Genomic DNA, 25,134 nt, shown 5'->3' with positions numbered 1-25,134 from the left:
ATAGCTCTACAAGTCAATTGATAGCCAACCTAGCGGGCAATACCCATAGAAAGCTATATATTTGTCGCTCGACATCAGCAAACCTAAATGAAGCCTATGAAAAAGCCACCGAATTCGGTGGCTTTTTGCAATCTGGACTACTGCGGGATTATTTCTTTGGTTTGGCTTTATTGAGCAAGTCTTCGATTTGCTCTTTCGGAATGGCGCCAGAGACAATCTGGCCATCAACAAAAATAAGTGCAGGTGTGCCATTGATGCCCAGTGCGGCACCCAGCTCCATATTGCGTTGCACCGGGTTGGCGCAGTTGCTGGCGTTTTCGGGCAATTTACCCTCAAAGAACCAGTTATGCCATGCCGTGGCCGGATCACTGCTACACCAGACCATCGCCGATTTGCGTGCGGCATCAGGGTGCAGCTGGGGCAGCGGCATCATGAAATTGTAAATGGTGACATTGTCGATACCGGCCAGGCTTTGTTGCTCCAGTCGTTTGCAAAACGGGCAATCCAGATCGGTAAAGACGGCCAGCTTGCGGGAGCCATCACCACGCACAATCTTGACCGCATCGGCCAGCGGTAGCTTACTAAAATCCGTGCTCATCAAAGCGGCCATGCGTTTTTCGGTGATGCTTTCCTGCTTGGCAATATCGACCAGCTCGCCGACAAAAGCGTACTCGCCTTTGGCATCAGTATAGATAATCTGGCGCTTGCCCATGACGACTTCGTAAATGCCTTTTACTGGTGTCGGGTTAACACTATCAACCGGACGACCCAGTTTTTTGGCAATCGTGGCCTTCAGATCTTTGGGCTGGCTATCGGCCTGCGCAGAGCATGCCACCATGGCCAACACACCGGCAGCCATCATCATTCGGGTGAGGTATTTCATTTTCTTCCTTAGGAATCCATTGCATGGCGGATCAATTGACGCTTGATCCACGGTACAGAGTCGGTCATTGAAAGCCCGATATTACGCAAAGATTTAAGTATCGGGTTGTGATTATTAAATAAAGACTGTAATCCATCGCACACCGTTTGCATCAGCAAGACCGATTCGCGGCGAGCGCGCTCATAACGGCGCAGCACCAGTGCATCGCCGATGCGAGCCGGATGCACGCTGGCGAGCACTTTAGCCAACTCAGCGACGTCGCCAAAACCTAAATTGACGCCCTGCCCCGCCAGAGGATGCACGGTATGCGCAGCATCACCGACCAAAACGACGCGCGAGCGCGCAATTTCAGGAACGTGAGTGAGTTTTAATGGAAAAGCCGCCGCCGGCGTAATAAGTTTGAGCTCGCCCAAACGCGATTGTCCGGCCAAGCTGACACGCTGTGCGAGTTCGTCAGCCGAAAGGCCTAAAAGTTCACCCCGGCGGTCTTGATCGCACGACCAGACCATGGACATCTGCTGATCAGGTAGCGGTAGCCAGGCCAGAATGCCATCGGGCATAAACCATTGCTGTGCCACGCCGTAATGCGGCTTTTCGCACGCGAAATTGGCCACTACCCCGAACTGCTCGTACGATTTGGCACGGGAAGGCATATCAAGCTGCTGGCGCACCCAGGAATTAGCACCGTCAGCGCCGATCAGCAGCTTGGACTTGAGCGTACTGCCATTATCCAGGCTCAATTGTGCCGCGTCGGCATTGATTTCAAGACCTTGTGCGCTCACGCCGGTGATCACCCGCACATTGCTGCACTGCGCCAGCGCCAGCCATAAAGCGCGCTGCAATTCACGATTTTCGACAATAAACGCCAGCTCGTCGACACCGCTTTCCAGCGCCGCAAACTCCAAGCGGCTGTGAGGCTGATCACCTGCAATCCGCATCGCTGATACCGGGCATAAACGTTCTGGCCGAGTCAGTGGCCACGCACCGATGTTGGTCAGCAAACGGCGGCTGGCGCGGCTGATCGCGTACACGCGCTGATCCCAGCTTGCCAGCGGCCAATCGAGCTGCGGCTCGCGCCCTTCCAGCAATATCATGTCCAGCGTGGTGTTTTTAAGCGCCAGCGCCAAAGCAGCACCAACCAGCCCGCCACCCACAATGATTAAATCTGCGTCATAGCTTTTCATGGCGACAGTTTAACATTGCGACGATGTGAGGTGTGAGGTGTGAGATGTGAGATGTGAGATGTGAGATGTGAGATGTGAGATGTGAGATGTGAGATGTGAGATGTGAGATGCAGAATAAACAGCTCACATACTCTATGCAAGTATTAATCCACATCCATCTACTGGCATAGCCAACAGGGATATACCCTTAGGAAAAATACACACCAAGAGATGGCCTTACCAGAAATAAGCCGAAAGGCATAGAAAAGACAATGCAAGCCGCCGCTCATTATGGGAATGGGCGGCTCCAAATGAAAAAAGCCGATCTAATTTGATCGGCTTTTTCTAGTGCGAAGCGCTGGCTGATACCAACGTTTCTGAATTTGGCGTCCCCACGGGGAATCGAACCCCGGCCGCCGCCGTGAAAGGGCAGTGTTCTAACCGCTAAACTATAGGGACATACTTGAAACATTCAGCATGCAGATTTAAATTGGTGCGCCCGGAGCGATTCGAACGCCCGACCCTTTGGTTCGTAGCCAAATACTCTATCCAACTGAGCTACGGGCGCACTGATTTAAAACTTTTCATACTGTATTACTTGACGCTTTTGGCGTCCCCACGGGGAATCGAACCCCGGCCGCCGCCGTGAAAGGGCAGTGTTCTAACCGCTAAACTATAGGGACATCTAAAACATCATTACTACATTGTGGTGCTGGTGCGCCCGGAGCGATTCGAACGCCCGACCCTTTGGTTCGTAGCCAAATACTCTATCCAACTGAGCTACGGGCGCACTATACACAACAATTTAAAGCCTCTGGCGGAGACGGAGGGATTCGAACCCTCGATACAGGTTTTAGCCCGTATGTCTCCTTAGCAGGGAGGTGATTTCAGCCACTCATCCACGTCTCCGTTCAGAGAAGCGAGATAATACCCACACCCAGGATACTCGTCAACACTTATCGTTAAAATTTTCCGACTGGTTGCGTAAGTACCTCACCGCAAAGGCAAAATATTCTCATCCACCCCAAGGGCACAACAACCGCAGGGTAATCAGTGCTGCCAACGCCCAAGAAAAAGCCGCCGTCTGCACAGCAGTAACGGCGGCTTGGACTGGCAAAGAGGCTAGGACGGCGATTAGCCTTGCTGCTCCAGACCAAAGGCTTTGTGCAGTACGCGCACAGCCAATTCGAGATACTTCTCATCCACCACGACAGAAATCTTGATTTCTGAAGTCGAGATCATCTGGATATTGATGCCCTCTTCCGCCAGCGTGCGGAACATCGTTGATGCCACGCCCACATGCGAGCGCATACCAACGCCAACGATGGATACTTTACAAATCTTGTCGTCGCCCGACACTGACTTACCACCAATCTGGCTTTGTACGCCTTCGAGTACCTTGATGGCACGCGCCATTTCGCCTTTTGGCACGGTGAACGAGAAATCCGTAGTGCCGTCCTGGCCGACGTTCTGGATAATCATATCCACGTCGATATTGGCATCAGCCACCGGGCCGAGGATTTGGTAAGCAATACCTGGTTTATCAGGGACACCGATCACATTGATACGGGCTTCGTCGCGATTAAAGGCGATGCCGGAGATGACTGGTTTTTCCACGGTAGAGTCTTCCTCAAAAGTAATCAACGTACCCTCGCCTTCTTCTTGGAACGAGGACAATACGCGCAATTTCACATTGTATTTGCCTGCAAATTCAACCGAGCGAATCTGCAAGATTTTCGAGCCCAAGCTGGCCATTTCCAGCATTTCTTCAAACGTAATCGTTTTGAGCTTTTTCGCTTCCGGCACCACACGCGGGTCGGTGGTATAAACACCGTCGACGTCGGTATAAATCTGGCACTCGTCGGCTTTGAGCGCTGCGGCCAAAGCCACACCCGAAGTATCCGAGCCGCCACGACCCAAGGTCGTGATGTTGCCGTTGGCGTCTACACCCTGGAAGCCCGCCACAATCACCACGCGACCCGCGTTCAGATCGGCACGCATATTAGCATCGTCAATATGCTGAATTCGGGCTTTGGTGTGCGAGCTATCGGTCAGGATCTTGACCTGTGAGCCGGTGTACGACACGGCATCCAGACCGATGTCTTTCAGCGCCATTGCCAGCAAGCCAATCGTGACTTGTTCACCAGTCGAAACAATTACATCTAGTTCACGTGGATCCGGATTGGCTTGCATTTCTTTAGCCAGTGCGATCAGGCGATTGGTTTCGCCCGACATCGCCGACAGAACCACCACCAAGTCATGCCCTTGGGCTTTAAACTTGGCGACGCGACGCGCTACGTTTTTGATTCGGTCAGGAGACCCAACCGATGTGCCGCCATATTTTTGGACGATCAATGCCATGATTAACCTGCAGGCTGGAAAAATTAATAAAAACCAGATTATTGTAATGGAAACTGCGTCAAATAGGGTATTTCGACATCAAAACGCTATATAAACGCATTCAATCCATACACACCGGGACACGCGGGGCAACTGCACACATCAATTCATAAGCGATTGTTCCTGCCGCCTGCGCGACCTGATCAATGGACAAACTCTGCCCCCAAAGTTCCACTTCGCTGTCAATTTCTGCCTCGGCAATCTCGCTCAGATCAACGGACAACATATCCATGGACACCCGTCCCAGCAGCCGGCTCATTTTGCCTGCCACGATAATCGGCGTTCCGGTCGGGGCATGCCGTGGATAGCCATCGGCATAACCACAGGCCACCACACCAATGCGCATAGGTTTATCGGCAGTAAAAGTCGCCCCATAGCCCACCTCATCGCCTGCCTGCAGCTGTTGCACGGCAATAATTCGCGAGCGCAAACTCATGGCTGGCTGCAAATTAAGCGACTGCGCGCTGCGATCAGCAAATGGAGAAGAGCCATACAAAGCAATGCCGGGGCGTACCCAGTCTGCGTGCACCTCAGGATAGGCCAGCGTCGCGGCCGAATTGGCCAGCGAGCGCGGACAATCAAGCCCCGCCGTTTGCGCCTGAAAGCGTGCCCATTGCCGGGCAATGCCTCTGGCCGGATCGTCGGCAGTGGCAAAGTGGGTCATCAGCGTCACGCTGGCAACATTGGGCATATCACGCAGCTGCGCGACCAGATCGGCGGCCTGTTCGGGGGCAAAGCCAAGGCGGTTCATGCCGGTATTGAGCTTAAGAAATACATCGACAGGCGCGCTTAGCGGCGTTTCACGCAACCAGAGCAAGTGCCGTGGCTCGTGAATCGCCAGCATCAGCTGATGTGCGGCGCTTTGTTGTAGCTGGGCAATACTGAATACACCTTCCAACAACAAGATGGGCTGTTTAACACCCTGCTCGCGCATGGCAATGGCCGCATCAAACTCCAGAATGGCAAAACCATCGGCCTGCGGCAGCGCTGCAAGCACACGTGCAAGCCCGTGACCGTAGGCATTGGCTTTGACGACGGCAAACGCCCTCGCCTGCGGTGCGTTTTTTTTAATCTGCTGGTAATTATGTGCCAGTGCGGCGCTGTGGATCACAGCCTCTATCGGACGAGACATGGTGGTATCGCAACTCAAAGACGGGAATAAATGATGCGCCCTCGCCTGCGTCTTAGGCAAGCCAGTGCTGAGCAAAGTACGGGAAAGGCTGGATGCGGCCCCAGCCCGAATGACAGATAAGTAACCCGCTTAGTTTTTTTGCTTGCGGTTGCGCACGTACCAGACGGCCACAATCAGCGCGATAATGCCAACCAGCACCAGAATCGCCGTTTGTCCACGCCCCAGCCAGGTCATCAGCCACTGATGGTTGGACGCGCCGTAGTAACCCAGATACACCCAGATCGGAACGCTAATCAGCGCGGCAAAACCATCGAGCAACAAAAAGCGTAAATATGAAATGCGCCGCGACATGCCCGCAGTCAGGTAGATGGGAGCGCGCAAGCCCGGCAGAAAGCGGGCAACAAACAGCACTCGGTTGCCGTAACGCTCGAATTTGTCCTGCACGGCCTGATAGCGCTCCGGCGTCATCATGCGCTTGAAATAGCGATGCTCAAGCAAGTTTTCACCGCAGTAGCGCCCGAGCAGGAACATGGCGCTATCGCCGATCAGCACGCCCGCCATGCCAACGGCAAACATCGTATGCACATTGGCATAACCCAGACCGGAGATCACGCCGCCCGCCACCAGAGAAACGTCCTCCGGGATCGGCACGCCAAACCCGCAAATCAGCAGCACAGTAAAGACAGCCAAATAGCCGTAGTCGGTAAAAATTCCGATGAGCGACTGGAGAATATCCATGACAAACCGTCACAAAAAAGGCCAATGGCGGCGATGATAGCACGAGCGCGGCGTTTTTAATTTGCTGCAATCAGATGACAAGGCGCAGTTTGAATGTCATCAATCCGTGATATAAGCAGCAGACGTGAACCCTCGCTGCGAAAGTGTATCCCTATGAACCGTGGATTTTTTACCATTCTGGGCGCGCAATTTTTCTCCGCGCTGGCCGATAACGCCCTGTTTTTTGCCGCGCTGGCCTTGTTAAAAGAACAAAAAGCACCGGAATGGCATTTATCCATGCTGCTCTGGGCGTTCACCGTCTCCTATGTGGTGATTGCGCCTTATGCCGGCGCTTTTGCCGATTCCATGCACAAAGGCCGCGCCATGCTGATCTGCAACAGCATCAAGCTGCTGGGCTGTGCCAGCATGATCGTTGGCATGCCGCCAATTTTTGCCTATGCCATTGTCGGCTTTGGCGCTGCCGCTTACTCTCCGGCCAAATACGGCATCATTACCGAATATCTGCCGCATGAAAAACTGGTCGCCGCCAATGGCTGGCTAGAAGGTGCCACCGTCGCTGCGATTATCCTTGGCACAGTGATTGGGGGGTATTTATCTGGCAGCCATATCGATATTTGGCTAGCAGGCAATACACTAGGCCAGTATCTTAGCCCGGCCGAATTTGCAATCTGCGCTACGGTGCTGCTCTATTGCTTGGCCGCGTATATCAATCTTTATATCCCCAAGTTGGCCGTACGCCTCAAACCCTTACACCTGGATCCGGTGCATCAGGCTAAAGAATTCGCCTGGTGCGTCAAGCGCCTGTGGCGTGATCCGCAAGGCCAGCTCTCGCTGGGCGTCACCACACTGTTCTGGGGCGCAGGTGCAACGATGAGGCTGGTGGTACTGAACTGGGCGGTCATCTGGCTGTCTCTCAAACTCGAACAAGCCAGCCAGCTGATAGCACTGGTCGCCGTTGGCATCGCCTTTGGCGCCATCGCCGCCGGCCGCTGGATACCGTTGCACAAAGCGTTCAGCGTGCTGTGGGCCGGTGTTGCAATGGGTGCTTTGCTGATTTCAATGCTCTGGGTCAACCAGATCTGGCTGGCTGCGTTATTGATGTTGATTATTGGTGCGCTATCGGGATTTTTTGTCGTGCCGCTCAATGCCATGCTGCAGCATCGCGGGCATACCCTGATGGGCGCAGGACACTCGATTGCGGTCCAGAATTTTAATGAAAATCTGGGCATTCTGGTCATGGTTGGCCTGCATGCCTGGCTGGTCAAAAACTGGAGCAGCCCGCTGACCGCCGACAGCAGCGCCTTGTTGCAGCAGCAATTTGCACACAACGGCCTGCCGCCGATGTATCTGATCATTATCGGCTTTGGCGGACTGGTGATTTTGGTGATGAGCTGGATCATCCTGCGTTATCGCCAAAGTCTCAGGCAGGGGCTGCTGCATGATTGAGCACCGTTAACCAGTAAGAGAAAAGCGTCCACGCTCCCTTAGGCATAAAGATCATGATGACAAGAACAAAAATCCCGCTACTTGGCACCCTGCTTGTTTGCAGCTTATTGGCGGCCTGTGGTCAGGGTGGCAACAAGAAACCCGCCGGCAAAAACGAGCGAGCCACCGTGGTGGTGAGCAGCGTGGTCAAAGCCGGTGAGCTGCCGCGCATGATCACGACCAATGGCCACGTCGAAGCCGTTCAGATGGTTGATATCCGCTCGCAAATCAGCGCCCAGCTGGCCAGCGTGCATTTCAAGGAAGGCGATGAAGTGCGCGCAGGCCAGCTGCTGTTCACGCTCGACTCGCGCACCGATGCAGCCCAGGCGCAACGCAGCAAGGCCAACGTGATGCAGGTCAACGCCCAATTGCTCGAAGCCGATCGCAATCTGGCTCGCTCGATCGAGCTGGCGCAAGCCAAATTCATTTCACCGTCGGCCGTAGATACGGCTCGCGCCAAAGCCGACGCCTTGCGTGCGCAGCTGGCGGCAGCCAAGGCCGATCAGGCCGCCAGCACGGCACAGCTCTCATACACCCGGATTGTCGCGCCATTTGCCGGACGAACCGGCAAAATCAATGCCCGCAGTGGCAGTCTGGTACAGGCCAATAGCAGCGAAGCTCTGGTGACACTAACCCAGCTAGACCCGGTGCGCATCAGCTTTAGCGTGGCCGAGCGCGACCTGCCCGCCCTGCTGGCCGCACCCGCCGGAATCAGCGTTGAAGCCAGCCTGCCCGATGGCAGCGTGCGCCAGGGCAAACTGGTGTTTCTCGATAGCATGGTGGATAAAAGCAGTGGCACCGTGCTGGCCAAAGCCGAATTTGCCAATCGCGACCGCCAGCTCTGGCCGGGTTTGAGTACGGGCATCAAGGTTCAGCTGGGCATGGAGCAAGGCCTGATTCTGCCTTTGCAAGCCATCCAGACCGGCCCGGAACAGCGCTTTGTCTATCGCATCGCCGACGACGGCAAGGCACAGATGCAAGCGATACAGGTCTTGCGTATTCACGAAGGTCAGGCACTGATTAGCGGAGTCAAGGCTGGCACCAAAGTGATCCGCGAAGGCGGGCAGAATGTTCGCCCAGGCGGTGCGGTGAGCGAAGCGAGCCGCCCTGCTGCTGCAAGCGGAGTACAAAGCCGATGAAACAGGGTATCTCATGGTGGGCCATCCACCGCCCCGTCGCCACGCTGTTGCTCTGGCTGGCCGTGATGGTAGCGGGTGGTATTGCGTGGTTTCACCTGCCGATTTCGGCACTACCCAGCTATGACACGCCGACCATCAATGTGTCGGCCTCGCTCAGCGGTGCCTCGCCGGAAACCATGGCCAATTCGGTCGCCACCCCGCTGGAAAAGCAGTTTTCGACCATTCCCGGCTTGGCGATGATGAGCTCCAGCAGCCGTCTGGGCAGCACGTCGATCACGCTGGAATTTGCCCCCAGCCGTGATATCGAATCTGCGGCGGTCGATGTGCAAGCTGCGTTGTATCGTGCCACGCGCGGCTTGCCCAGCGAGATGAAAAGCCCGCCGAGCTACCGCAAGGTGAACCCGTCCGATGCGCCGATTCTGATGCTGGCGATCAATTCGCCGTCGATGTCGCTGTCGCAACTGAATGATTTTTCCGACAATCTGATCGCCCCCGCGCTATCGACCATTGATGGCGTCGCACAGGTACAGGTCTATGGCCAGAAAAAATACGCCATCCGGATTGCTGTTGACCCGGATAAGCTCGCAGCCCGTGATATTTCGCTGCCAGAGCTGTCCAATGCTCTAAAAACCGTCAATGCCAATTCACCCGTTGGCCAGCTCGAAGGCGAGCGCCAGACGTTGATGCTGCAGGCGAACGAGCAACTGAAAAATGCGGCCGAATTTGCCGAAGTGGTCGTTGGCTCCAGCGCCTCGGGCGGGCTGGTCAGGCTCAAGGATGTTGCCAGCGTTGAAGACAGCGTGGAGAGCATCAAATCCGGTAGCTGGGTTAATGGCGAGCGCTCGATTATTCTGGCCGTACAGCGCCAGCCCGGTGCCAATACGGTGGCCACCGTTGATGCGATCAAGGCCATGATGCCCAGGCTGGAAGCGCAAATGCCCGACTCGGTGAATGTGCGCGTACTCAACGACAGATCGGTCTCGATTCGCGAATCCATCCATGATGTGAATCTGACCTTGCTGCTGACTCTGGCACTGGTCGTGATGTCGGTACTGCTTTTTCTGCGCCGCACAGCAGCCACGCTGATCCCCTCGGTATCTCTCCCTATCTCTTTGCTGGCAACGTTTGCATTGATGTACTGGCTGGGGTATAGCCTGGACAACATCTCGCTGATGGGGCTGACCGTGGCCTTGGGGCTGGTGGTTGACGACGCGATTGTGGTACTGGAAAACATCGTCCGCCATCTGGAGGAAGCCGGGGACGGCATTACGCCGATGGAAGCGGCGATCAAGGGCGCAAGCGAAGTGGGCTTTACCGTGGTGTCGATTTCGATTTCGCTGGTGGCTGTCTTTATCCCCATCTTTTTTATGCCCGGCACAATGGGGCTGCTGTTTCATGAATTTGCTGTCGTCGTGGCGCTGGCTATTCTGGTGTCGATGCTGGTATCGCTGACACTAATTCCCTTATTCGCCGCGCGCTTTCTCAAGCCAGAACCACACGATGCCCAGCATCAGGCTCCGGCCTGGAGCCGTTGCTTTGAAGCCGGGTTCAATCGTTTGCTGGCGGCCTATCAGGGCAGTCTGGCCTGGGTCTTGCACCATCGGGTCTGGATGCTATTGCTGACGCTGGCCACTTTTGGCGTTACCGTCTGGCTGTATATGGCGATTCCGAAAGGCTTTTTCCCGCAAGAAGACATCGGCCAGATTCAGGCCAGCGTTGATGCTGCACCAGATATCAGCTACCCGGCCCTACTCAAGCTGCAGCAGCGCGTGGCTTCAGCCGTGGCCAGCAATCCGAACGTCGCCACGGTGGCGTCAAGCCTGGGTAGCAGCGGCAGCGGAGGCCGGCTATTTATTACGCTCAAACCCCGTAGCGAGCGTGACAATATGCAAAAAACGCTGGAAAGCCTGCGCAAAAGCACCGGCAAGATTGCTGGCGTTAGCGTGTTTTATCGCCCGACGCAGAATCTGAATATTGGTGGCCGCAGCGGGAAAAGCAGCTATCAGTACACACTGCAGGCGGTGAACGCCAATGATCTGGAAGAATGGAGCAATCGCCTGCTGGCCGAGCTGGGGAAAAACCCAGCTTTCCGCGATGTCAATTCCGATGCCGAGCAAAAAACGCTGCAGGCCAAACTCAATATCCAGCGCGACCGTGCCGCCGAGCTGGGCGTGAATATGCAGTCCTTGCGCGACACGCTGTACGCCGCCTATGGCGAGCGCGAAGTCACCAGCATCTACGCACCGCAAGATAGTTACTCGGTGCTAATGCAGCTGGACGAGCAGGATCGCAGCGACGAAAGCAAGCTAAGCAAATTGCACGTGCGCAGCCAGACTGGCGCCTTGATTCCGCTCTCGAGCTTTGCCACCGTTGAGCGCACCGCCGTTACCACCACCATTCATCATCAGGGGCAATTGCCAGCAATTACGCTGTCTTTCAATCTGGCCGAGGGCGCTTCATTGTCGGATGCGGCACGGGAGATCAAGGCCGCCGAGCAGGCGATAGGCCTGCCTGAGTATATTTTTGGCGGTTTTGCCGGAGATGCGGCGCTATATAGCCAGACCCAGACCAGCCAGCTCTGGCTGATTCTGGCTGCGGTGGCGGTGATTTATCTGGTACTGGGCGTACTGTACGAGAGCTGGATTCATCCGCTCACGATTCTGGCCGGCATTCCATCGGCGGCAATTGGCGCGCTGCTGGCCTTGCAGCTGATCGGGCTGGAGCTGACCTTTATTGCGATGATCGGTATTTTGCTTTTGGTCGGGATTGTGAAAAAGAACGCCATCATGATGATCGACTTTGCACTGGAGGCCGAGCGCAAAGAGCAGCTCGACCCTATTGCCGCGATCCGTGAAGCCAGCGCCAAGCGGTTTAGACCCATCATGATGACCACACTGGCCGCGATGATGGGCGCCATGCCGCTGGCGCTGGGGCTGGGAGCGGGTGCCGAGCTGCGCCAGCCACTGGGCGTGGCCATCGTGGGCGGCCTGCTGTTTTCACAGCTGATTACACTGTATATCACGCCAGTGCTGTATATCAGCCTGGCCAAGCTGGAGAAAAAGCTCAAATAGCCATGACGGGTATAGCCCTACAGAGCAATAAATAAATAGCCTACAGGGCTATACCCATACCTTAACCTGATTTCGCCCTGCTGCCTTGGCCGCGTAAAGCGCCCGATCAGCCTGCTGCAGCAAGGTTTCGACGCTGGCCATTGCTGCCGTACACAAGGCCACCCCGGCGCTGACCGTCACCACGCGATGCACGTCGTGGTCGCCATCGGCATTCGGAATCGCCAGCTCATTGATACGGCGGCAAATCCGCAGGGCGATCTGCTCGGCATCGGCCAGAGCAGTATGCGGCAGCAGGCAGCAAAATTCCTCACCGCCATAGCGGGCCATCAGGTCATCCGGATTGCGCAATTCGGCCTTGAGCACCCCAGCCACGCGCTGCAAGCATAAATCGCCGGCCACGTGCCCCTGGCTGTCGTTGTAATGCTTGAAGTGATCGACGTCGATCAGGATCAGCGAAAAAGGCTGCGTCGTCGCCTGCTCGCGCATCCGTTCCAGCTCGGCCTGCAGGCGCTCGAACAAATAGCGCCGATTGGCCAGACCAGTAAGCCCATCGGTTTGTGCCAATAAGCGCAATTGATCTTTGGCGCGCTTGAAGGCCAGATGGTTGCGCACCCTGGCGCGCACAATAGTCGGATTGAACGGTTTGACTATGTAATCGACCGCTCCGGCATCCAGCCCGCGCGTTTCCTCGTCCGGCGTGGCCAGCGCGGTGATAAAAATGACCGGAATATCGGCCGTTTCAGGCTGGCCTTGCAGTTGCCGGCAGACCGCGTAACCATCCATATCCGGCATCATAATGTCGAGCAGGATCAGGTCGGGCTTGGATTTGGCCACCTGTGCCAAAGCGGCCTGCCCGCTGAGGGCAAAATGCACATCGTATTGATCGGCCAATAATTCGCCCAGCGCTTCGATATTGGCCATCTGGTCATCAACAACCAGAATATATGAATCACTATTCATCGCCGCCCTCAACCATGATGGCCTGCAAAGCCAGCAAAGCGGCCGGATAATCCAGCCTGTCCAGCGCAGCAATCACACCGCCCAGCGACACTTTGGCTTCGCTGTCCTCCAGCAAGGCCAGCAATTCCTGCAGCTTGTGTCGGGCTCTGAGGCTATTGGACTCCAGCGCTTGCTGCAATTGCCCAGCCTGCGGCCAGTAGGATTTAGGCAAAGGCTTGGACAAGGGCTGATGCTCGGCGATCTGGCTGGTCATCTGAACTAGCGGCCAGATGGTTTGCTGTGCGTGTGCCCAGGCCTGACTCAGGCGATTGGCATCCGGGTATACCCCGCCGTGCCGGGTAAAATGGTTCAGATTTTGCTCCAGCAAGCTCGCTTGCTCATACAGCGCCGTCAAGCCCAGCGTTCCGGCCACACCGCGCAAGGCGTGTACTTTGCTAATCAATTGCGGAATATCACGCCCCAGCACCAGCTCGTCCAGTTCGGCAAAGAAATTTTGCTGCTCCTGGAAAAACTGCCAGAGCCAGCGTTTGAAACGCATCACATTGCCATTCAGCCGCTGCAAGGCCTCGTTGACGGCGACCCCCGCCAGCTCCAGCTGATGCAATAACTGCACATCGTCCGCCGACAAAGCCTGATTGCTTGCCGCAGCAGGCTTGAACAGCGGCTGCAGGCTGCGGCCCCGGTTTAACTGATACTCGCAGGCATCCATAATGACTTTTCTCAGCTTGATCGGATCGATCGGTTTTAATAAATAATCATTCATTCCCACCTCAAGGCCAAACTGCCGGTCTTCCTGCGCAGCATTGGCCGTCAAAGCCACGATATACACTTCGGGGTCATTCACCGTGAGCGCCTGATGGCCGCCCTGACGGATCAACCGGGTCGCCGTCAGGCCATCCATCACCGGCATGCGGCCATCCATCAGCACCAGATCAAACTGCTCTTTGGCCAGCGCCTCAATGGCCGCCAGACCCGTGTTGACCACCTGCAAACCCAGCCCCATTTCTTCGAGCAGCGCGCCGACAATCAGCTGATTGGTCACAATGTCTTCGGCGTAGAGGATTTTAAGCTGGTAAGGCAGCGGCGCCAGCACGATTGGTTCGGCTTCGGGCTCGCTCATCAGTTGCACCGGCTCCAAAGGCACGTCAACGCGGAAACACGTTCCCTCGCCCAGCTGGCTGGTTACAGCGATGGAACCGTGCATTAATTCGATGAGCGCATGACAGATCGACAATCCCAGGCCGGTTCCGCCATATTTGCGCGTGGTTGAGGTATCGGCTTGCTCGAATTTGTTGAAAATGCGGCCCAGACTTTGTTCGTCCAGCCCAATACCGGTATCAACCACTGAAAACTTGATCTGTTCGCCATCCCGATAAGCACTGAGTTTGATCGAACCGTGCTCGGTAAACTTGATCGCATTGCTGACCAGATTGATTAAGACCTGACGCAAGCGGGTCGGATCGCCCAGGCAGCCTTCATGCGGCAAGTGCGCCACATCAACCAGAAACGCCAAGCCTTTTTCTTCGGCCTTGGGCGCAAACAGGGCGCTAACCTGGGCAATAATCCGGTGCAGATCAAATGGAATAGTTTCGATTGAAATCTTGCCTGCCTCGATTTTTGACGCATCGAGCAGATCATTGATAATGCCCATCAGCATTTCGGCATTTTCCAACCCGATACTGATTTGCTCACGGGTATTGGGCCGCAGCTCCTTCTGCGCCTTGGCCAGGCGCAACATACCGATCACCCCGGAGAGCGGCGTTCTGATTTCGTGACTCACCAGCGCCAGAAATTCGCTCTTGGCCTGATTAACTGCCATCAGGGCATTTTTTTCGGCCAGAAACTCGGCCTGTCTTAAAATACTTTCGTTTTCCAGATTCTTTTTCTGCTGCTCGGTACGCAGTAATTTCAAACGGATTTCAGAGCGGTTAATCCGGCGCAAGGCACTACTCTGCAATTGCGTCATGGTGATTTCCTGCGCCAGCTTGACCGATAATTCATAATGCCGCTCGTAGGCGAGCAGGGCATTTTCAAATTCATTCAAGCCCTCATACGCCGCTGATTTGACACGGCAAGCGCGCAACTCGTGATGCACCGACTTGACGCTAACGGCGTATTCCTGAGCTTTTTGTGCGTAAGTGAGCGCGTCCTTATAACGCGCCTGCAGCAAAAACAATTCGCTCATCCCCAGATGTGCCATCGACATGGGCCAGGCATGGTGGTTATTTTCGGCAATTTGCACAGCGTCATTAAAGGCCTTGAATGCCTCGACAATATTGCCCAGCCCCAGATAGGAGAAGCCCATATGCATCAGGACTTCACTCACCTGCCCGGTATCGGCTTGCCGCCGGTAGAAATTTTGCGCCAGCGCCAAATGCTTGAGCGCCTCCTGATGTTGGCCCAATTCGTTGTAATCACTGCCCAGCCACAAATTGAGCATCATTAACAGCACCGGGTCATCCAGCTCTTTGGCGTAATCCAGCGCCAGCAGATGATGCCGTAATGAATCCTCAAAAAAACCGTAGTACAGATAAACACCACCAATGCCGGTATAAGCCTTGATGTAGTGCACAATCGATTGGTGCTCTAGCGATAATTCAAGGCAGGCGCTCCAGTATTCCAGCGCCAGATTCAGCTCACCAATGGCGTAGCAGGCCTTGCCGAGGCATTCATATAGATCGAGCAGCAGAAATTCTTTCTTGCTGCGCTGTAGCAGTTTTTTTTCCAGCGTCAGCAACACCGATTTGGCTTCGCTAAACTTACCCAGTTTTTCCAGCGCCTCGCCTTTCAGGTAGAGCGCCAGCTCGAGTCTGGCTGGATCGCTCAGGCCTGCCGCCATATTTTCCAGCTCGATGGCCAGCTCATACGCCTGATCATAATTTCTCAGCCGGTATTGCGCCTGCCGATCAAGGCATGCAGTGAAATCATCTTGCGTCATGCCAGCCTCTTTGAATAATCTGGTCAACCTGACGGATAAAATCCTGGCTGACCATCAGAATGCGTGTTCGTGCCTGTACAGGTGCTATTTTCAAACGGGCCCAGGGTTGGGTGGCAATCGCCCGCAGCAAACGAGTCGAGAATGCATGCAGGCTTTTTTGTTCATGACTGGGAAAAACATAATAGGAATCGGGCGATGCGCGAATCCAGATGTCCTTAACCGAACAATAGTCGTTGATAATCAGTAACACCCGCTGTTCGGCCTGTTTTTCTCCCCTGCAGGGTACACATACTTCGATCACTCTGGCTGAATCAAGACCGCTTTCGCAACGCTTTTTGAATTCAAGTAATTGCTTCATGGTCATAAAAATACTGGGTGCATCACCCAGATTGGTGATATTGCGAAAATCCCGCCTTAAACCTGGATAGAGTTTCTTTAAACTGGTTTTCAGCTTGACCATCGTGCTGGAGAGCACAAATTCAAAGATCGAATGCGTCTGGCAGGCTTGATGGGCTTTCAAAGATGCCAATGCCCGCTGAAAATCTTTTTCCGCTTTGGCAGATTGATAATGAGCAAAACACCATTTACGGTAAAGCTCGGCATCCGAATAAGCATTGAAATACGAATGGACATTGTCCAGATGCTGCCTGGCCAATCCGGCCTTTTCTTGTTCAAGCAAAAATTCGGCGTAAACAATCGAGAGCATGATACAAGCCCAGGCCAGATCAAATTTTCGGGCCAGAATAATGCCCGATTCAAAACAGGCCATAGCATCTTCGGCATAGCCCATTTTCCATAAGCAACATGCCTTGTTTTTGCACAGCTCAATCACCCAAGTAAAGTCGGCATGCCGAATGATATCGAGCTCTGAGCGGGCAATAATTGACATTGCCGACAAATACTGCCCGGATTCAATCAAAAAGTCAGACAGAAAAACGCCACTTTTTGCAATCAGCTTTTTATTATTAATGGCTTCGGCCAGAGAAAAACCATCCATCAAAATGGCATAACATTCCTCACGCAAACCCAGCATCAGATAAAGGCAGCCAAGATTCAGATAAATCTCGACGGCTATTTCCAGATTTTCCTGCGCCAGAGCCAGATCAAGCGACTTGACCCAGATTTTCAAAGCCTGAGGGTATTTTTTCTGTTTACTGAGCAGCGAACCAAGCCAGAGCAAACCCAGAGCCAGATGAGTCAGATCTTTCTTCTTGCGACACCACGCCACCCCCTGCTCCATCATCAGCAAGGCCTGCTCAAGCTCTCCCACCAGCATCAAAGTGCGTCCATACAGCAGATAGGCATAACCCAGCAGCGGATGCTTGCATTGCAAACACAGATCAAGCAAAGCCTTGCTGTCATCATGCTGAGACTGGTTTGACTCCCAATACGCCAGCTCGATGCCGCTAATGAGCTCGGCAATTCTGGTATCAAGTTCCGGAAAATACTCGCTCATCAGGCAACCCGTGCTTGCAGCTTTAACAGCGCTTCAGCCGGCGTGAGCCAGTGCGCTTCTATTTTCGGATTTTCACACTCATGCCAGGACCAGGGGAAATCGGCAATAGTCCCGGTCAGCAGCGCAGCGTGCTCGCGCGGGGAATCGGCAAAATAGACCAGGTACTCCCCGGTGATGGTGCGCACCCATAAATCGCCGTCCATGCATAACTCGCGAAAAACCGAATCGACTTTGTTTTCCACCAAGCGCCGGAACATCAATTGGGCATCTATTTTCATCAGAAAAATGGTCTCTGCGGCGGGCAGGTTTTTACATTTTTCCAGCAGCACACTCTCTCTGCCAATCGAGCTGCGGGAAATAATCAACCCCAGCAGTCTTTCAAATTCCTGCCGGGTTTTATCAACCAGCGTAATGACTTTCTGCAAATCATTGAAGCGGCCATAGCGGTTTACTTCGCGGATTGATGCATTAAGCTGTATCCATCTCAGCTTGATGGTTTCCAGTTTTTTAAGTCCGTGCAAAGCATTTTGATAATCTTTTTGTTGCTTGTAGGCCGATACACGATACTCGGCACTTTGCTGCGCCAAATAAACATCATCGAAATCAGCCAGATTTTCTTGCGCCGAATCAAGCATTTCAATCGCTAGAGCCGGTTGTGTTTTCAGGAGCAAAAAGCGGGCATAGTTGATAGCGACCAAGGCTCCCGCCCATTTGACATTCAACCCTTTGGCAATTGCCAGCATGCAATTAAAATACAGATCAGCATCTTCCTCGCGACCCAGATGCTGATAACAGACCGCCATTGTTTTGCCGCACTCGATCAGCCAAGTCATATCGCCGTATTCCAGCAAGCTAGGCTCACTTTGGTACATGATTTTTAACGCATCCTGATAGCGGTGCTGGTCAAGCAGATAGCCGGATAGAAAAATGGCGCTTTTGGAAATCAATTTGGCACTATTGATGGCGTGCGCCATTTTGTAGCCAAAATTGAGCACTTCGTACGATTGGTCGTGCCTGCCAAAGACAATATAAATGCTACCGATATACAGATAGGCTTCGATTGCGACATCGACACTGAGCAAATCAACCGCGACATCGGCGGCGAGAGCAAAATCGTCAATGGCTGCCGAATAGCGTTTCAGGTTGTAGTTGATTTTGCCTCGTGTCAGATAAATTTCGGCCCGAAAATGATTCAGTGGTAACTGGTTGGAGAGCTGAATAGTCCGGTTGATTAGCCTTAAAGCCGGGCGCAGATTACCTGAGCTCCACAATACCTTGGCATGGTTGAGATAAGCATGCACTCTTAGTTCGGGCTCAAGCGACAGGTGTTTGCAACGCAACTGCAGCGCAGAACTCAGCATCAATGCCTGATCGACATCCTGCAACAGGCAGGACTCGATTTTCCCCAGTAACTCGGGGACATCCACCGCATCAATCAGCTTCAAATTATCCACGCCCGCATACCTTGTACACCAATGTTTATTTATAGAGGGTGAGCGGATAGATCACAATCCACACAAAAAAGCTAGGGTGTACCAGACTTGAGTGCAGCCTTGATTGCCGCAGCCAATTGTTCCGGCCGAACCGGTTTGGTAATAAACCCATCCATGCCGGCAGCAAAGCAGGCATCACGATCGGCATCCATGGCATTGGCAGTGAGTGCGATAATCGGGATTGCGCGCTGCGATTGTTGAGCTCGAATCTGCCTAGTGGCCTCCAGCCCATCCATCACCGGCATCTGGATGTCCATCAGTATCAGATCAAACTGCTGACTCTGCGCCAAGCCGAGCACTTGCTCGCCATTTTCGGCACAAATGACATGATGTCCGGCGGCCAGCAGAATCCGGGTGGCCACCAGACGATTGGTCGGATTGTCTTCTGCCAGCAGAATACGGAGCTGATTTTCGGGTTCTGCTAGCGCACTTTCGATGTGTACGACTTGCTTGGCTGCTTTCAAGGGAATGGAAAACGAAAATTCGGTGCCTTGCCCGTGTACGGATTTGACGGTTAACTCACCGCCCAGATAGTCGGTCAATTTTTTGGCAATCGTCAGCCCCAAACCGGTGCCGCCGTACTGGCGCGACAGCGAGCCATCACCCTGCACAAAAGCGTCAAAAATATGCGCCAGATGGGATGCTGGAATACCAATCCCCGTATCACGGACGGAAAATTGCAGGCGGTTTTCTGCCACATGGCAATCAAGCTCAACCCGGCCTGCATGCGTAAATTTAACTGCGTTACCCAGCAGATTAACCAGAATCTGCTGCAGGCGAATCGCATCGCCATGCACCCACCAATTGCCGGCATAGCTGGCTTTTAGAATCAACTCGACGTTTTTCTTTTTCGCCGTTACGGCAAACATCTTGTTGGTGTTATTGAGCAGCAAAGCCAGATCGAAATCTTTTTCGACGATTTCAAATTGCCCTGCCTCAATCTTGGCAATATCCAGCACATCATTCACCAGTGCCAGCAATAAATCGGACGAGGACAAAATCACCGCCAGCTCCTGCTGTTGCTGCTCGTCCAGATCCGATTGCGCCAGTAAATTGGCCATGCCAACAATGCCATTCATCGGGGTGCGGATTTCATGGCTGACATTGGCAATAAATTCGCTTTTGGCCCGGCTGGCCGCTTCGGCCGCATTACGCGCCTGTTGCAAATCATTGACTAGGCTTTTTTGCTCAAGCTCAAGCACAATGCTTTCAATAATTGCTTCGTTGTAATTGCGCACGCCTTTAATCACGACGACCATATACATAAAACACATGATCGCCAGCACGGTATCGAGCGGACCTTGCCCCAGTAAAGCCGACGCCAGCACGGGCAATAGAATAAACAGCGTGAAATTGCGAAATGCCTGATAGTGCGCCCCCAGAATCGGCACCGCGCCCGAGACCACGCCCGACATCACAAACGCAGTAAACAGCCGCAGCGAGTCAGAGGCGTTTTGCATCAGAATAAAGCCGCCTACGCCCCAGACCAGACCGGACACATTGACGCCCAGAAAAAAGCGCTTGCTCCAGGTACCATAGTCCACCTGAGCCCTCTGGATTGCCTGATGATATTGCTGGGCGGTATGCAAACGCCACAAGGCAATCAGCCAAGTCGATGCAATCCAGTAGCCCAACGCCAACTGGCTCAGATGGCCGAAATAGGCCATCGCCAGCACGGCCGAGATTAAAATGCAGATAATTTGCCCGGACACCGAATTGCGATACACCAGCTTGGTAATACGCTCTACCACTGCGGGGTGTTTGGCTTTATCCGGGCTTGATTCATGAGCATTCATCAAACAGACTCTCGATTTATTCCGTTTATGGCGTTCAAAGCGGGCGATCAGGGGGAGATAACGGCGACTTCATCCTGATTATCAGCCAGAATATTCAAGGTCACACGGCGGTTTCTGGCCCGGCTCTCGACAGTATCATTGGATTCAACAGGACGAAATTCCGCGTAGCCCACCGCGACCATCCTTTGTGGTGCCACGCCGGCGCTTTGAAACAGGCGCACAACACTGGCCGCACGCGCTGACGATAGCTCCCAATTGCTGGGGAACAAACCGCCGCGGATCGGTTGGTTGTCGGTGTGGCCTTCGATCTGGATCAGATTGTCGGAATTTTTGACCAGATCGGCGATAGCCAGCAGGGCGCTGGCTGATTCTTCCTGCAAATCGGCGCGTCCGGTGGCAAACAGGATCGAATCGCTGATTTCCACCGCAATCCCGCGTTTGGACTGCGTTACCCTCACCTTGCCCTGGTCAATCAAGGAGCCCAGCGATTGGCGCAAATCGCCGGCAATGCCTTGCATTTTTTTGGCTTGCTCTTCAAATTTCCCGGCATTGGGCATCATGGTGACGCCGGGGATCACAATCAGTTTTTGCGGCGCACCAGGTGTATTCTGGTCGTTCAGACGAATGGCATCGGCCGATTGTTTGGGCTGTTTGAAAGCATCAACCAGCGAGTTGGACAAGACTTTGTACTTGCCTTCATTGACCGAGGAAATTGCGTACATCACGACGAAAAAGGCAAAGAGCAGCGTAATAAAGTCGGCATACGAAACCAGCCAGCGCTCGTGGTTTTCATGCTCTTCGACTCTTTTTCTACGCGCCATATCCGCCTCGATCAATGGGTATATCGCTGTAAACCAATACCAAATTAGCCTACAGCCACATACCTACAATAGATTATTTCAGCTGCCATTCCATTTTGGCACCCAGCGTCGTCGCGACGGCCACGCCAAACTGACGCGCCAGACGGTCAGCGTAGGTGGGCTGCGGCGTGAAATCGACGACGTTGTCTACCTTGACCACATCGCGCGCCACACTATCGACCGAGCCCAGCGCGTCGATCAGCCCCAGCTTGAGAGCCGACTCGCCCGACCAGACCAGACCCGAGAATAGATCCGGGTTGTCCTGTACCAGCCGCTTGCCACGCCCCTGCTTTACCACATTAATAAACTGCTGATGCACTTCAGCCAGCATGGTGACCGCTTTTTGCTTTTGCTCTTCGCTTTGTGGTGAGAATGGATCGAGGAAACCTTTATTGGCCCCGGCGGTGATCAGGCGGCGCTCGACACCCAGCTTTTCCATCGTACCGGTAAAACCAAAGCCATCCATCAATACCCCAATCGAGCCGACAATCGATGCTTTATCGGCAAAAATCTTGTCGGCCGACACGGCGGCATAGTAGCAACCGGAAGCACACACATCTTCAACCACCACATAAAACGGGGTTTTGGGATATTTTTTCTTCAAGCGCGCAATCTCGTCGTACATCATGCCCGACTGCACCGGGCTACCGCCGGGGCTGTTGGCGCGCAAAATCACGGCCTTGGTGTTTTTGTCTTCAAAAGCGTTGCTCAAACCCTGCAGAATCAGCGCACTGCTGGCATCGCTATCGGATGAAATAGCGCCCTGCAGATTCACGACCGCCACATGCGCATCGGCGGAGGCGCTCTCATTTTGCTGGCCGCCCACCCAGCCCATCATCAGGGCCAGAATCACAAACAGATAAGTGAACGTCAGCAGCTTGAAGAAAATCCCCCAGCGGCGCGCACTGCGCTGCTCTTTCACTGAAGCGGTCAAAATGGCATTGAGCGCATCGCGCTCGATTGAATCACTCATAATTTATTTTCCTCAAGCAGCCAGACTGCATTGTCTTTCTCTACAACGGGTAATTTTTTCAAGCGCCGCCCGCTACACGGCCCTCCCAGACACAAACCCGTGGTCGGATCATAATATGCGCCGTGCGTCGAACAAATCAAATATTGCCGGCTGAGGTCAAATACATCACCGGGGTTGAAATCCAGCTCAATCGGAATATGCGCGCATTCATTCAGGTAGGCGTAAACCTGACCATCATAGCGCAAAGCAATCGCCGGCCTTATCACGCCCGCCTGCAACACCTGAAAGCGCACCGCCAGACCACGCTCAAGCAATTGTGCCGAGCTGCAAATCTCAACCATGGGTCAAAATCCATTCAACCAGTGAATTGAAATCATCAAACAAAGCCAGCGCTTGCAGATCGAGCAGAGCTTCGCTTTCGTGCGCGCCGTAGGTCAAACCCAGGCTCGCCGTGCCAGCATTTAAAGCCAGCTGCAAATCATGGGTGGTATCGCCCACCATGACAGCACGTTCGGGTTCTACAGCGGCATACCCCAGGATGTATTCAAGCATTGCCGGATGAGGTTTAGAAAAAGCTTCATCAGCCGTGCGCGTGACTTCAAAAAATCCACCCAGCTGCGTGGCCTTGAGCACGCGATCGAGCCCGGCGCGCGATTTGCCAGTGGCCACCGCCATGCGGAAGTTGGCATCCCGCAAACGGGTAAGCCCTTCTTCCACACCATCATAAAGCTTCAAATCCTGATCTTTGGCCAGAAAATGCGTGCGGTAAGCGTCAACCACCTGCCGGATCTGCGCTTCGGTCGCATTGGGAGCCAGATGCGCCATCGCCTCGCCCAGACCATAGCCGATCACGTAGCGCGCTTCCTGATCACTGGGAACAGCCAGCCCAACATCGTCAAAAGCACGCTGGATCGAACGCGCAATCATGCCCGTGCTATCCATTAGCGTGCCGTCCCAGTCAAAAACGACCAAATCAAAACGTCGTGACATAGCCCTAACCTTGCGTATTGGATTGATTGGAATTGAGTTGATGAATATAAGCCTGCAAATCGGCAGGCAACGGCGCTTCCAGCGTCATTTTCTCGCCCGTGAGCGGATGGTTAAGCGTCAAACGCCAAGCATGCAAAAACATCCGGCGCAGGCCTTGTTTTGGTAAAGCCCGGTTCACCGCTGAGTCGCCATATTTATCATCGCCCAGAATCGCGTGACCGCTGGCCGATAAATGCACGCGGATCTGGTGCGTACGACCGGTTTTCAATTCACACTCCAGCAAGGACGCGCTAGGCCACGCTTGTTGGCGATTGACCACCGTGTGCGAGCTAAGGCCGTCGGCATGCACTTTGACGCGGCGCTCGCCATCGGGCGTTTCGTATTTCAGCAATTTCATTTTGACGTGACAGCGCGTGTGCGGCCAGACACCTTCAACGAGCGCCAGATAACGCTTGTCGATGCCATGGCTTTCGCGCAGCACTTCGTGCATTTTCACCAAGGCACTGCGTTTTTTGGCCACCAGCAATAAACCCGACGTTTCGCGATCAAGCCGATGCACCAGCTCCAAAAACTTCGCCTGCGGGCGCTGCGCGCGCAATAGCTCGATCACGCCAAAGCTGATCCCCGAGCCGCCGTGCACGGCAATTCCGGCCGGTTTATCAATCACCAGCAGCGCGTCGTCTTCAAACACAATCGGCAATTGCATTGAATCGGCTGCGGCGCTAGCGTTATTGGGTGCTTTGGGTTGCTCGGCGACACGCACGGGCGGCAGGCGAATTACATCACCCGCACAAACGCGCGTCGTGACATCGGCACGGCCTTTATTGACACGCACTTCACCCGAACGAACGATGCGATAAACATGGCTTTTGGGCACGCCTTTCAGGCGCTTAAGCAGGAAATTATCGAGCCGCTGACCGGCATCTTCTTCATCGACCGTCACGAAGCTCACAGACGCTTTGCTAGTCTCGGACATATTGGCATATACTCTATGGCACGCTGCAATATAAAGCAGCTGGTTATCCCGCAAAGGCTCTGTCTTTACGGGATGAGTCAAGGCAACAGCAAACGCGTTTGTGCAGACCATTTTGGCTGCCGGCTACGAGCTGGCTTGACTCGATATTGGAATTAATAATCGCTTATTTTACAGCGAGTAACCGACTTTCACGATTGTGATTTCTTTCCCGCCGTAACGGATGACGTTACCTACTCGACATAGAGCAGCGGCGCGGGACTCACAAAATGAAAGTGTCTGGTGTACAACGCTAGTGAAAGCAGTGATTGGCGGTTATGACGCTCACCGCTCAACAAGAAGTAGCGATGGTAATTGATTTATTACATTAGCGCACTCACCGGATTTTATACGCCTAGCCATGCTACGACGCTGGCTGGGTGTTCGCCCGACAGAGCATACAGATCACCGGAGTAACGATACCCAGTTCCTAAGCCAATACGATTGTCCGCCAAACTAGCCTACGGCTAGGCCTTTAGCTTTGAACCCCGTTCAGCTTGCTTATTTCCAGCTTGTCGATGCGCTTGAATAGTCAACCCGCACACGAAAGCCAGCCTCATCGCGCTGCATGCAGTCTCAAACCTGATATCAAGCAGGTGCGAAGATGGTGAATACCAGCAATGAGCGGCCAGCAAAGGTTGCAAT

18 protein-coding genes and 5 tRNA genes are annotated in these 25,134 nt (G+C 54.0%); 3 read left to right on the top strand and 20 right to left on the bottom strand.

Features of this window, described 5'->3' with window-relative positions:
* Nucleotides 1-148: 148 nt before the first annotated feature.
* The 10 genes from FLS37_RS06505 to FLS37_RS06460 all read right to left on the bottom strand — a co-directional run bounded on the left by FLS37_RS06505 (nucleotide 149) and on the right by FLS37_RS06460 (nucleotide 6,316).
* The gene (locus tag FLS37_RS06505; RefSeq protein ID WP_157315177.1) at nucleotides 149-883 is read right to left on the bottom strand and encodes a DsbC family protein; all 735 of its coding nucleotides are present in this window, start codon (nucleotides 881-883) and stop codon (nucleotides 149-151) included.
* Nucleotides 884-891: 8 nt separating this feature from the next.
* Entirely contained in the window at nucleotides 892-2,067 is a 1,176-nt protein-coding gene (locus FLS37_RS06500; protein WP_157315175.1) for a UbiH/UbiF family hydroxylase, read from the bottom strand.
* Between the two features lie 363 nt (nucleotides 2,068-2,430).
* Nucleotides 2,431-2,505 (bottom strand) — tRNA-Glu (locus FLS37_RS06495).
* Nucleotides 2,506-2,537: 32 nt separating this feature from the next.
* Nucleotides 2,538-2,614: transfer RNA gene (locus FLS37_RS06490), tRNA-Arg, on the bottom strand.
* 40 nt (nucleotides 2,615-2,654) lie between these two features.
* A tRNA-Glu gene (locus FLS37_RS06485) sits at nucleotides 2,655-2,729 on the bottom strand.
* A 30-nt stretch (nucleotides 2,730-2,759) separates the two neighbouring features.
* Nucleotides 2,760-2,836, bottom strand: a tRNA-Arg gene (locus FLS37_RS06480).
* 25 nt (nucleotides 2,837-2,861) lie between these two features.
* Nucleotides 2,862-2,955: transfer RNA gene (locus FLS37_RS06475), tRNA-Ser, on the bottom strand.
* A 225-nt stretch (nucleotides 2,956-3,180) separates the two neighbouring features.
* Nucleotides 3,181-4,407, bottom strand: a complete 1,227-nt coding sequence (locus FLS37_RS06470; protein ID WP_157315173.1) for an aspartate kinase — start codon at nucleotides 4,405-4,407, stop codon at nucleotides 3,181-3,183.
* Between the two features lie 100 nt (nucleotides 4,408-4,507).
* Nucleotides 4,508-5,578 (bottom strand): alanine racemase, encoded by a 1,071-nt coding sequence (gene alr, locus FLS37_RS06465; RefSeq protein WP_157315171.1) that lies wholly within the window; start codon nucleotides 5,576-5,578, stop codon nucleotides 4,508-4,510.
* Between the two features lie 129 nt (nucleotides 5,579-5,707).
* Nucleotides 5,708-6,316, bottom strand: coding sequence for a DedA family protein (locus FLS37_RS06460; protein ID WP_157315169.1), 609 nt, complete (start codon nucleotides 6,314-6,316; stop codon nucleotides 5,708-5,710).
* Nucleotides 6,317-6,469: 153 nt separating this feature from the next.
* On the opposite strand from FLS37_RS06460, the gene lplT reads away from it, so the two are divergent.
* From lplT to FLS37_RS06445, 3 genes are read left to right on the top strand one after another with little or no spacing between them, the layout of a single operon-like run.
* On the top strand, nucleotides 6,470-7,762 hold the full coding sequence (gene lplT / locus FLS37_RS06455) for a lysophospholipid transporter LplT (protein ID WP_157315167.1): 1,293 nt from the start codon (nucleotides 6,470-6,472) through the stop codon (nucleotides 7,760-7,762).
* Between the two features lie 53 nt (nucleotides 7,763-7,815).
* Entirely contained in the window at nucleotides 7,816-8,940 is a 1,125-nt protein-coding gene (locus tag FLS37_RS06450; protein ID WP_157315165.1) for an efflux RND transporter periplasmic adaptor subunit, read from the top strand.
* Complete coding sequence (locus FLS37_RS06445; protein ID WP_157315163.1) at nucleotides 8,937-12,011, top strand: efflux RND transporter permease subunit; 3,075 nt, start codon at nucleotides 8,937-8,939, stop codon at nucleotides 12,009-12,011. Before FLS37_RS06450 ends, FLS37_RS06445 begins: the two co-directional genes overlap by 4 nt.
* Before the next feature lie 48 nt (nucleotides 12,012-12,059).
* Here the strand turns inward: FLS37_RS06445 and FLS37_RS06440 are convergent, their stop codons facing one another.
* The 10 genes from FLS37_RS06440 to FLS37_RS06395 all read right to left on the bottom strand — a co-directional run bounded on the left by FLS37_RS06440 (nucleotide 12,060) and on the right by FLS37_RS06395 (nucleotide 24,453).
* Complete coding sequence (locus FLS37_RS06440) at nucleotides 12,060-12,971, bottom strand: diguanylate cyclase (RefSeq protein ID WP_157315161.1); 912 nt, start codon at nucleotides 12,969-12,971, stop codon at nucleotides 12,060-12,062.
* Nucleotides 12,964-15,909 (bottom strand): ATP-binding protein, encoded by a 2,946-nt coding sequence (locus FLS37_RS06435; protein WP_157315159.1) that lies wholly within the window; start codon nucleotides 15,907-15,909, stop codon nucleotides 12,964-12,966. The genes FLS37_RS06440 and FLS37_RS06435 overlap by 8 nt, the downstream gene beginning before the upstream one ends.
* On the bottom strand, nucleotides 15,896-17,365 hold the full coding sequence (locus tag FLS37_RS06430; protein WP_157315157.1) for a hypothetical protein: 1,470 nt from the start codon (nucleotides 17,363-17,365) through the stop codon (nucleotides 15,896-15,898). Before FLS37_RS06430 ends, FLS37_RS06435 begins: the two co-directional genes overlap by 14 nt.
* A complete protein-coding gene (locus FLS37_RS06425) occupies nucleotides 17,365-18,819 on the bottom strand; it encodes a hypothetical protein (RefSeq protein ID WP_157315155.1) in 1,455 nt (484 codons plus the stop codon). The genes FLS37_RS06430 and FLS37_RS06425 overlap by 1 nt, the downstream gene beginning before the upstream one ends.
* Before the next feature lie 71 nt (nucleotides 18,820-18,890).
* Entirely contained in the window at nucleotides 18,891-20,654 is a 1,764-nt protein-coding gene (locus tag FLS37_RS06420; protein WP_157315153.1) for an ATP-binding protein, read from the bottom strand.
* 47 nt (nucleotides 20,655-20,701) lie between these two features.
* Complete coding sequence (gene motD / locus FLS37_RS06415; RefSeq protein WP_157315151.1) at nucleotides 20,702-21,475, bottom strand: flagellar motor protein MotD; 774 nt, start codon at nucleotides 21,473-21,475, stop codon at nucleotides 20,702-20,704.
* Between the two features lie 73 nt (nucleotides 21,476-21,548).
* Nucleotides 21,549-22,487 (bottom strand): S49 family peptidase, encoded by a 939-nt coding sequence (locus tag FLS37_RS06410; RefSeq protein ID WP_157315148.1) that lies wholly within the window; start codon nucleotides 22,485-22,487, stop codon nucleotides 21,549-21,551.
* Entirely contained in the window at nucleotides 22,484-22,828 is a 345-nt protein-coding gene (locus FLS37_RS06405; RefSeq protein WP_157315146.1) for a Rieske (2Fe-2S) protein, read from the bottom strand. The genes FLS37_RS06410 and FLS37_RS06405 overlap by 4 nt, the downstream gene beginning before the upstream one ends.
* The gene (locus FLS37_RS06400) at nucleotides 22,821-23,477 is read right to left on the bottom strand and encodes an HAD-IA family hydrolase (RefSeq protein ID WP_157315144.1); all 657 of its coding nucleotides are present in this window, start codon (nucleotides 23,475-23,477) and stop codon (nucleotides 22,821-22,823) included. The genes FLS37_RS06405 and FLS37_RS06400 overlap by 8 nt, the downstream gene beginning before the upstream one ends.
* A gap of 4 nt (nucleotides 23,478-23,481) precedes the next feature.
* Nucleotides 23,482-24,453, bottom strand: a complete 972-nt coding sequence (locus FLS37_RS06395) for an RluA family pseudouridine synthase (RefSeq protein WP_157315142.1) — start codon at nucleotides 24,451-24,453, stop codon at nucleotides 23,482-23,484.
* Nucleotides 24,454-25,134: the final 681 nt, after the last annotated feature.

Origin of the sequence: Chitinibacter sp. GC72 (assembly GCF_009760905.1) — a bacterium.
Classification (GTDB): Bacteria; Pseudomonadota; Gammaproteobacteria; order Burkholderiales; family Chitinibacteraceae; genus Chitinibacter.
Note: the sequence above shows the minus strand (reverse complement) of the source record. Positions and strands in the feature narration are given on the sequence as shown.

What these genes read in the sequence shown, in the direction of transcription:
- FLS37_RS06500 (WP_157315175.1), bottom strand. Translation starts at nt 2,067, where the DNA reads ATGAAAAGCTATGACGCAGATTTAATCATTGTGGGTGGCGGGCTGGTT.
- FLS37_RS06470 (WP_157315173.1), bottom strand. Translation starts at nt 4,407, where the DNA reads ATGGCATTGATCGTCCAAAAATATGGCGGCACATCGGTTGGGTCTCCT.
- FLS37_RS06405 (WP_157315146.1), bottom strand. Translation starts at nt 22,828, where the DNA reads ATGGTTGAGATTTGCAGCTCGGCACAATTGCTTGAGCGTGGTCTGGCG.
- FLS37_RS06395 (WP_157315142.1), bottom strand. Translation starts at nt 24,453, where the DNA reads ATGTCCGAGACTAGCAAAGCGTCTGTGAGCTTCGTGACGGTCGATGAA.
- FLS37_RS06420 (WP_157315153.1), bottom strand. Translation starts at nt 20,654, where the DNA reads ATGAATGCTCATGAATCAAGCCCGGATAAAGCCAAACACCCCGCAGTG.
- FLS37_RS06505 (WP_157315177.1), bottom strand. Translation starts at nt 883, where the DNA reads ATGAAATACCTCACCCGAATGATGATGGCTGCCGGTGTGTTGGCCATG.
- FLS37_RS06410 (WP_157315148.1), bottom strand. Translation starts at nt 22,487, where the DNA reads ATGAGTGATTCAATCGAGCGCGATGCGCTCAATGCCATTTTGACCGCT.
- lplT (WP_157315167.1), top strand. Translation starts at nt 6,470, where the DNA reads ATGAACCGTGGATTTTTTACCATTCTGGGCGCGCAATTTTTCTCCGCG.
- FLS37_RS06440 (WP_157315161.1), bottom strand. Translation starts at nt 12,971, where the DNA reads ATGAATAGTGATTCATATATTCTGGTTGTTGATGACCAGATGGCCAAT.
- motD (WP_157315151.1), bottom strand. Translation starts at nt 21,475, where the DNA reads ATGGCGCGTAGAAAAAGAGTCGAAGAGCATGAAAACCACGAGCGCTGG.
- FLS37_RS06435 (WP_157315159.1), bottom strand. Translation starts at nt 15,909, where the DNA reads ATGACGCAAGATGATTTCACTGCATGCCTTGATCGGCAGGCGCAATAC.
- FLS37_RS06445 (WP_157315163.1), top strand. Translation starts at nt 8,937, where the DNA reads ATGAAACAGGGTATCTCATGGTGGGCCATCCACCGCCCCGTCGCCACG.
- FLS37_RS06460 (WP_157315169.1), bottom strand. Translation starts at nt 6,316, where the DNA reads ATGGATATTCTCCAGTCGCTCATCGGAATTTTTACCGACTACGGCTAT.
- FLS37_RS06430 (WP_157315157.1), bottom strand. Translation starts at nt 17,365, where the DNA reads ATGAGCGAGTATTTTCCGGAACTTGATACCAGAATTGCCGAGCTCATT.
- alr (WP_157315171.1), bottom strand. Translation starts at nt 5,578, where the DNA reads ATGTCTCGTCCGATAGAGGCTGTGATCCACAGCGCCGCACTGGCACAT.
- FLS37_RS06400 (WP_157315144.1), bottom strand. Translation starts at nt 23,477, where the DNA reads ATGTCACGACGTTTTGATTTGGTCGTTTTTGACTGGGACGGCACGCTA.
- FLS37_RS06450 (WP_157315165.1), top strand. Translation starts at nt 7,816, where the DNA reads ATGATGACAAGAACAAAAATCCCGCTACTTGGCACCCTGCTTGTTTGC.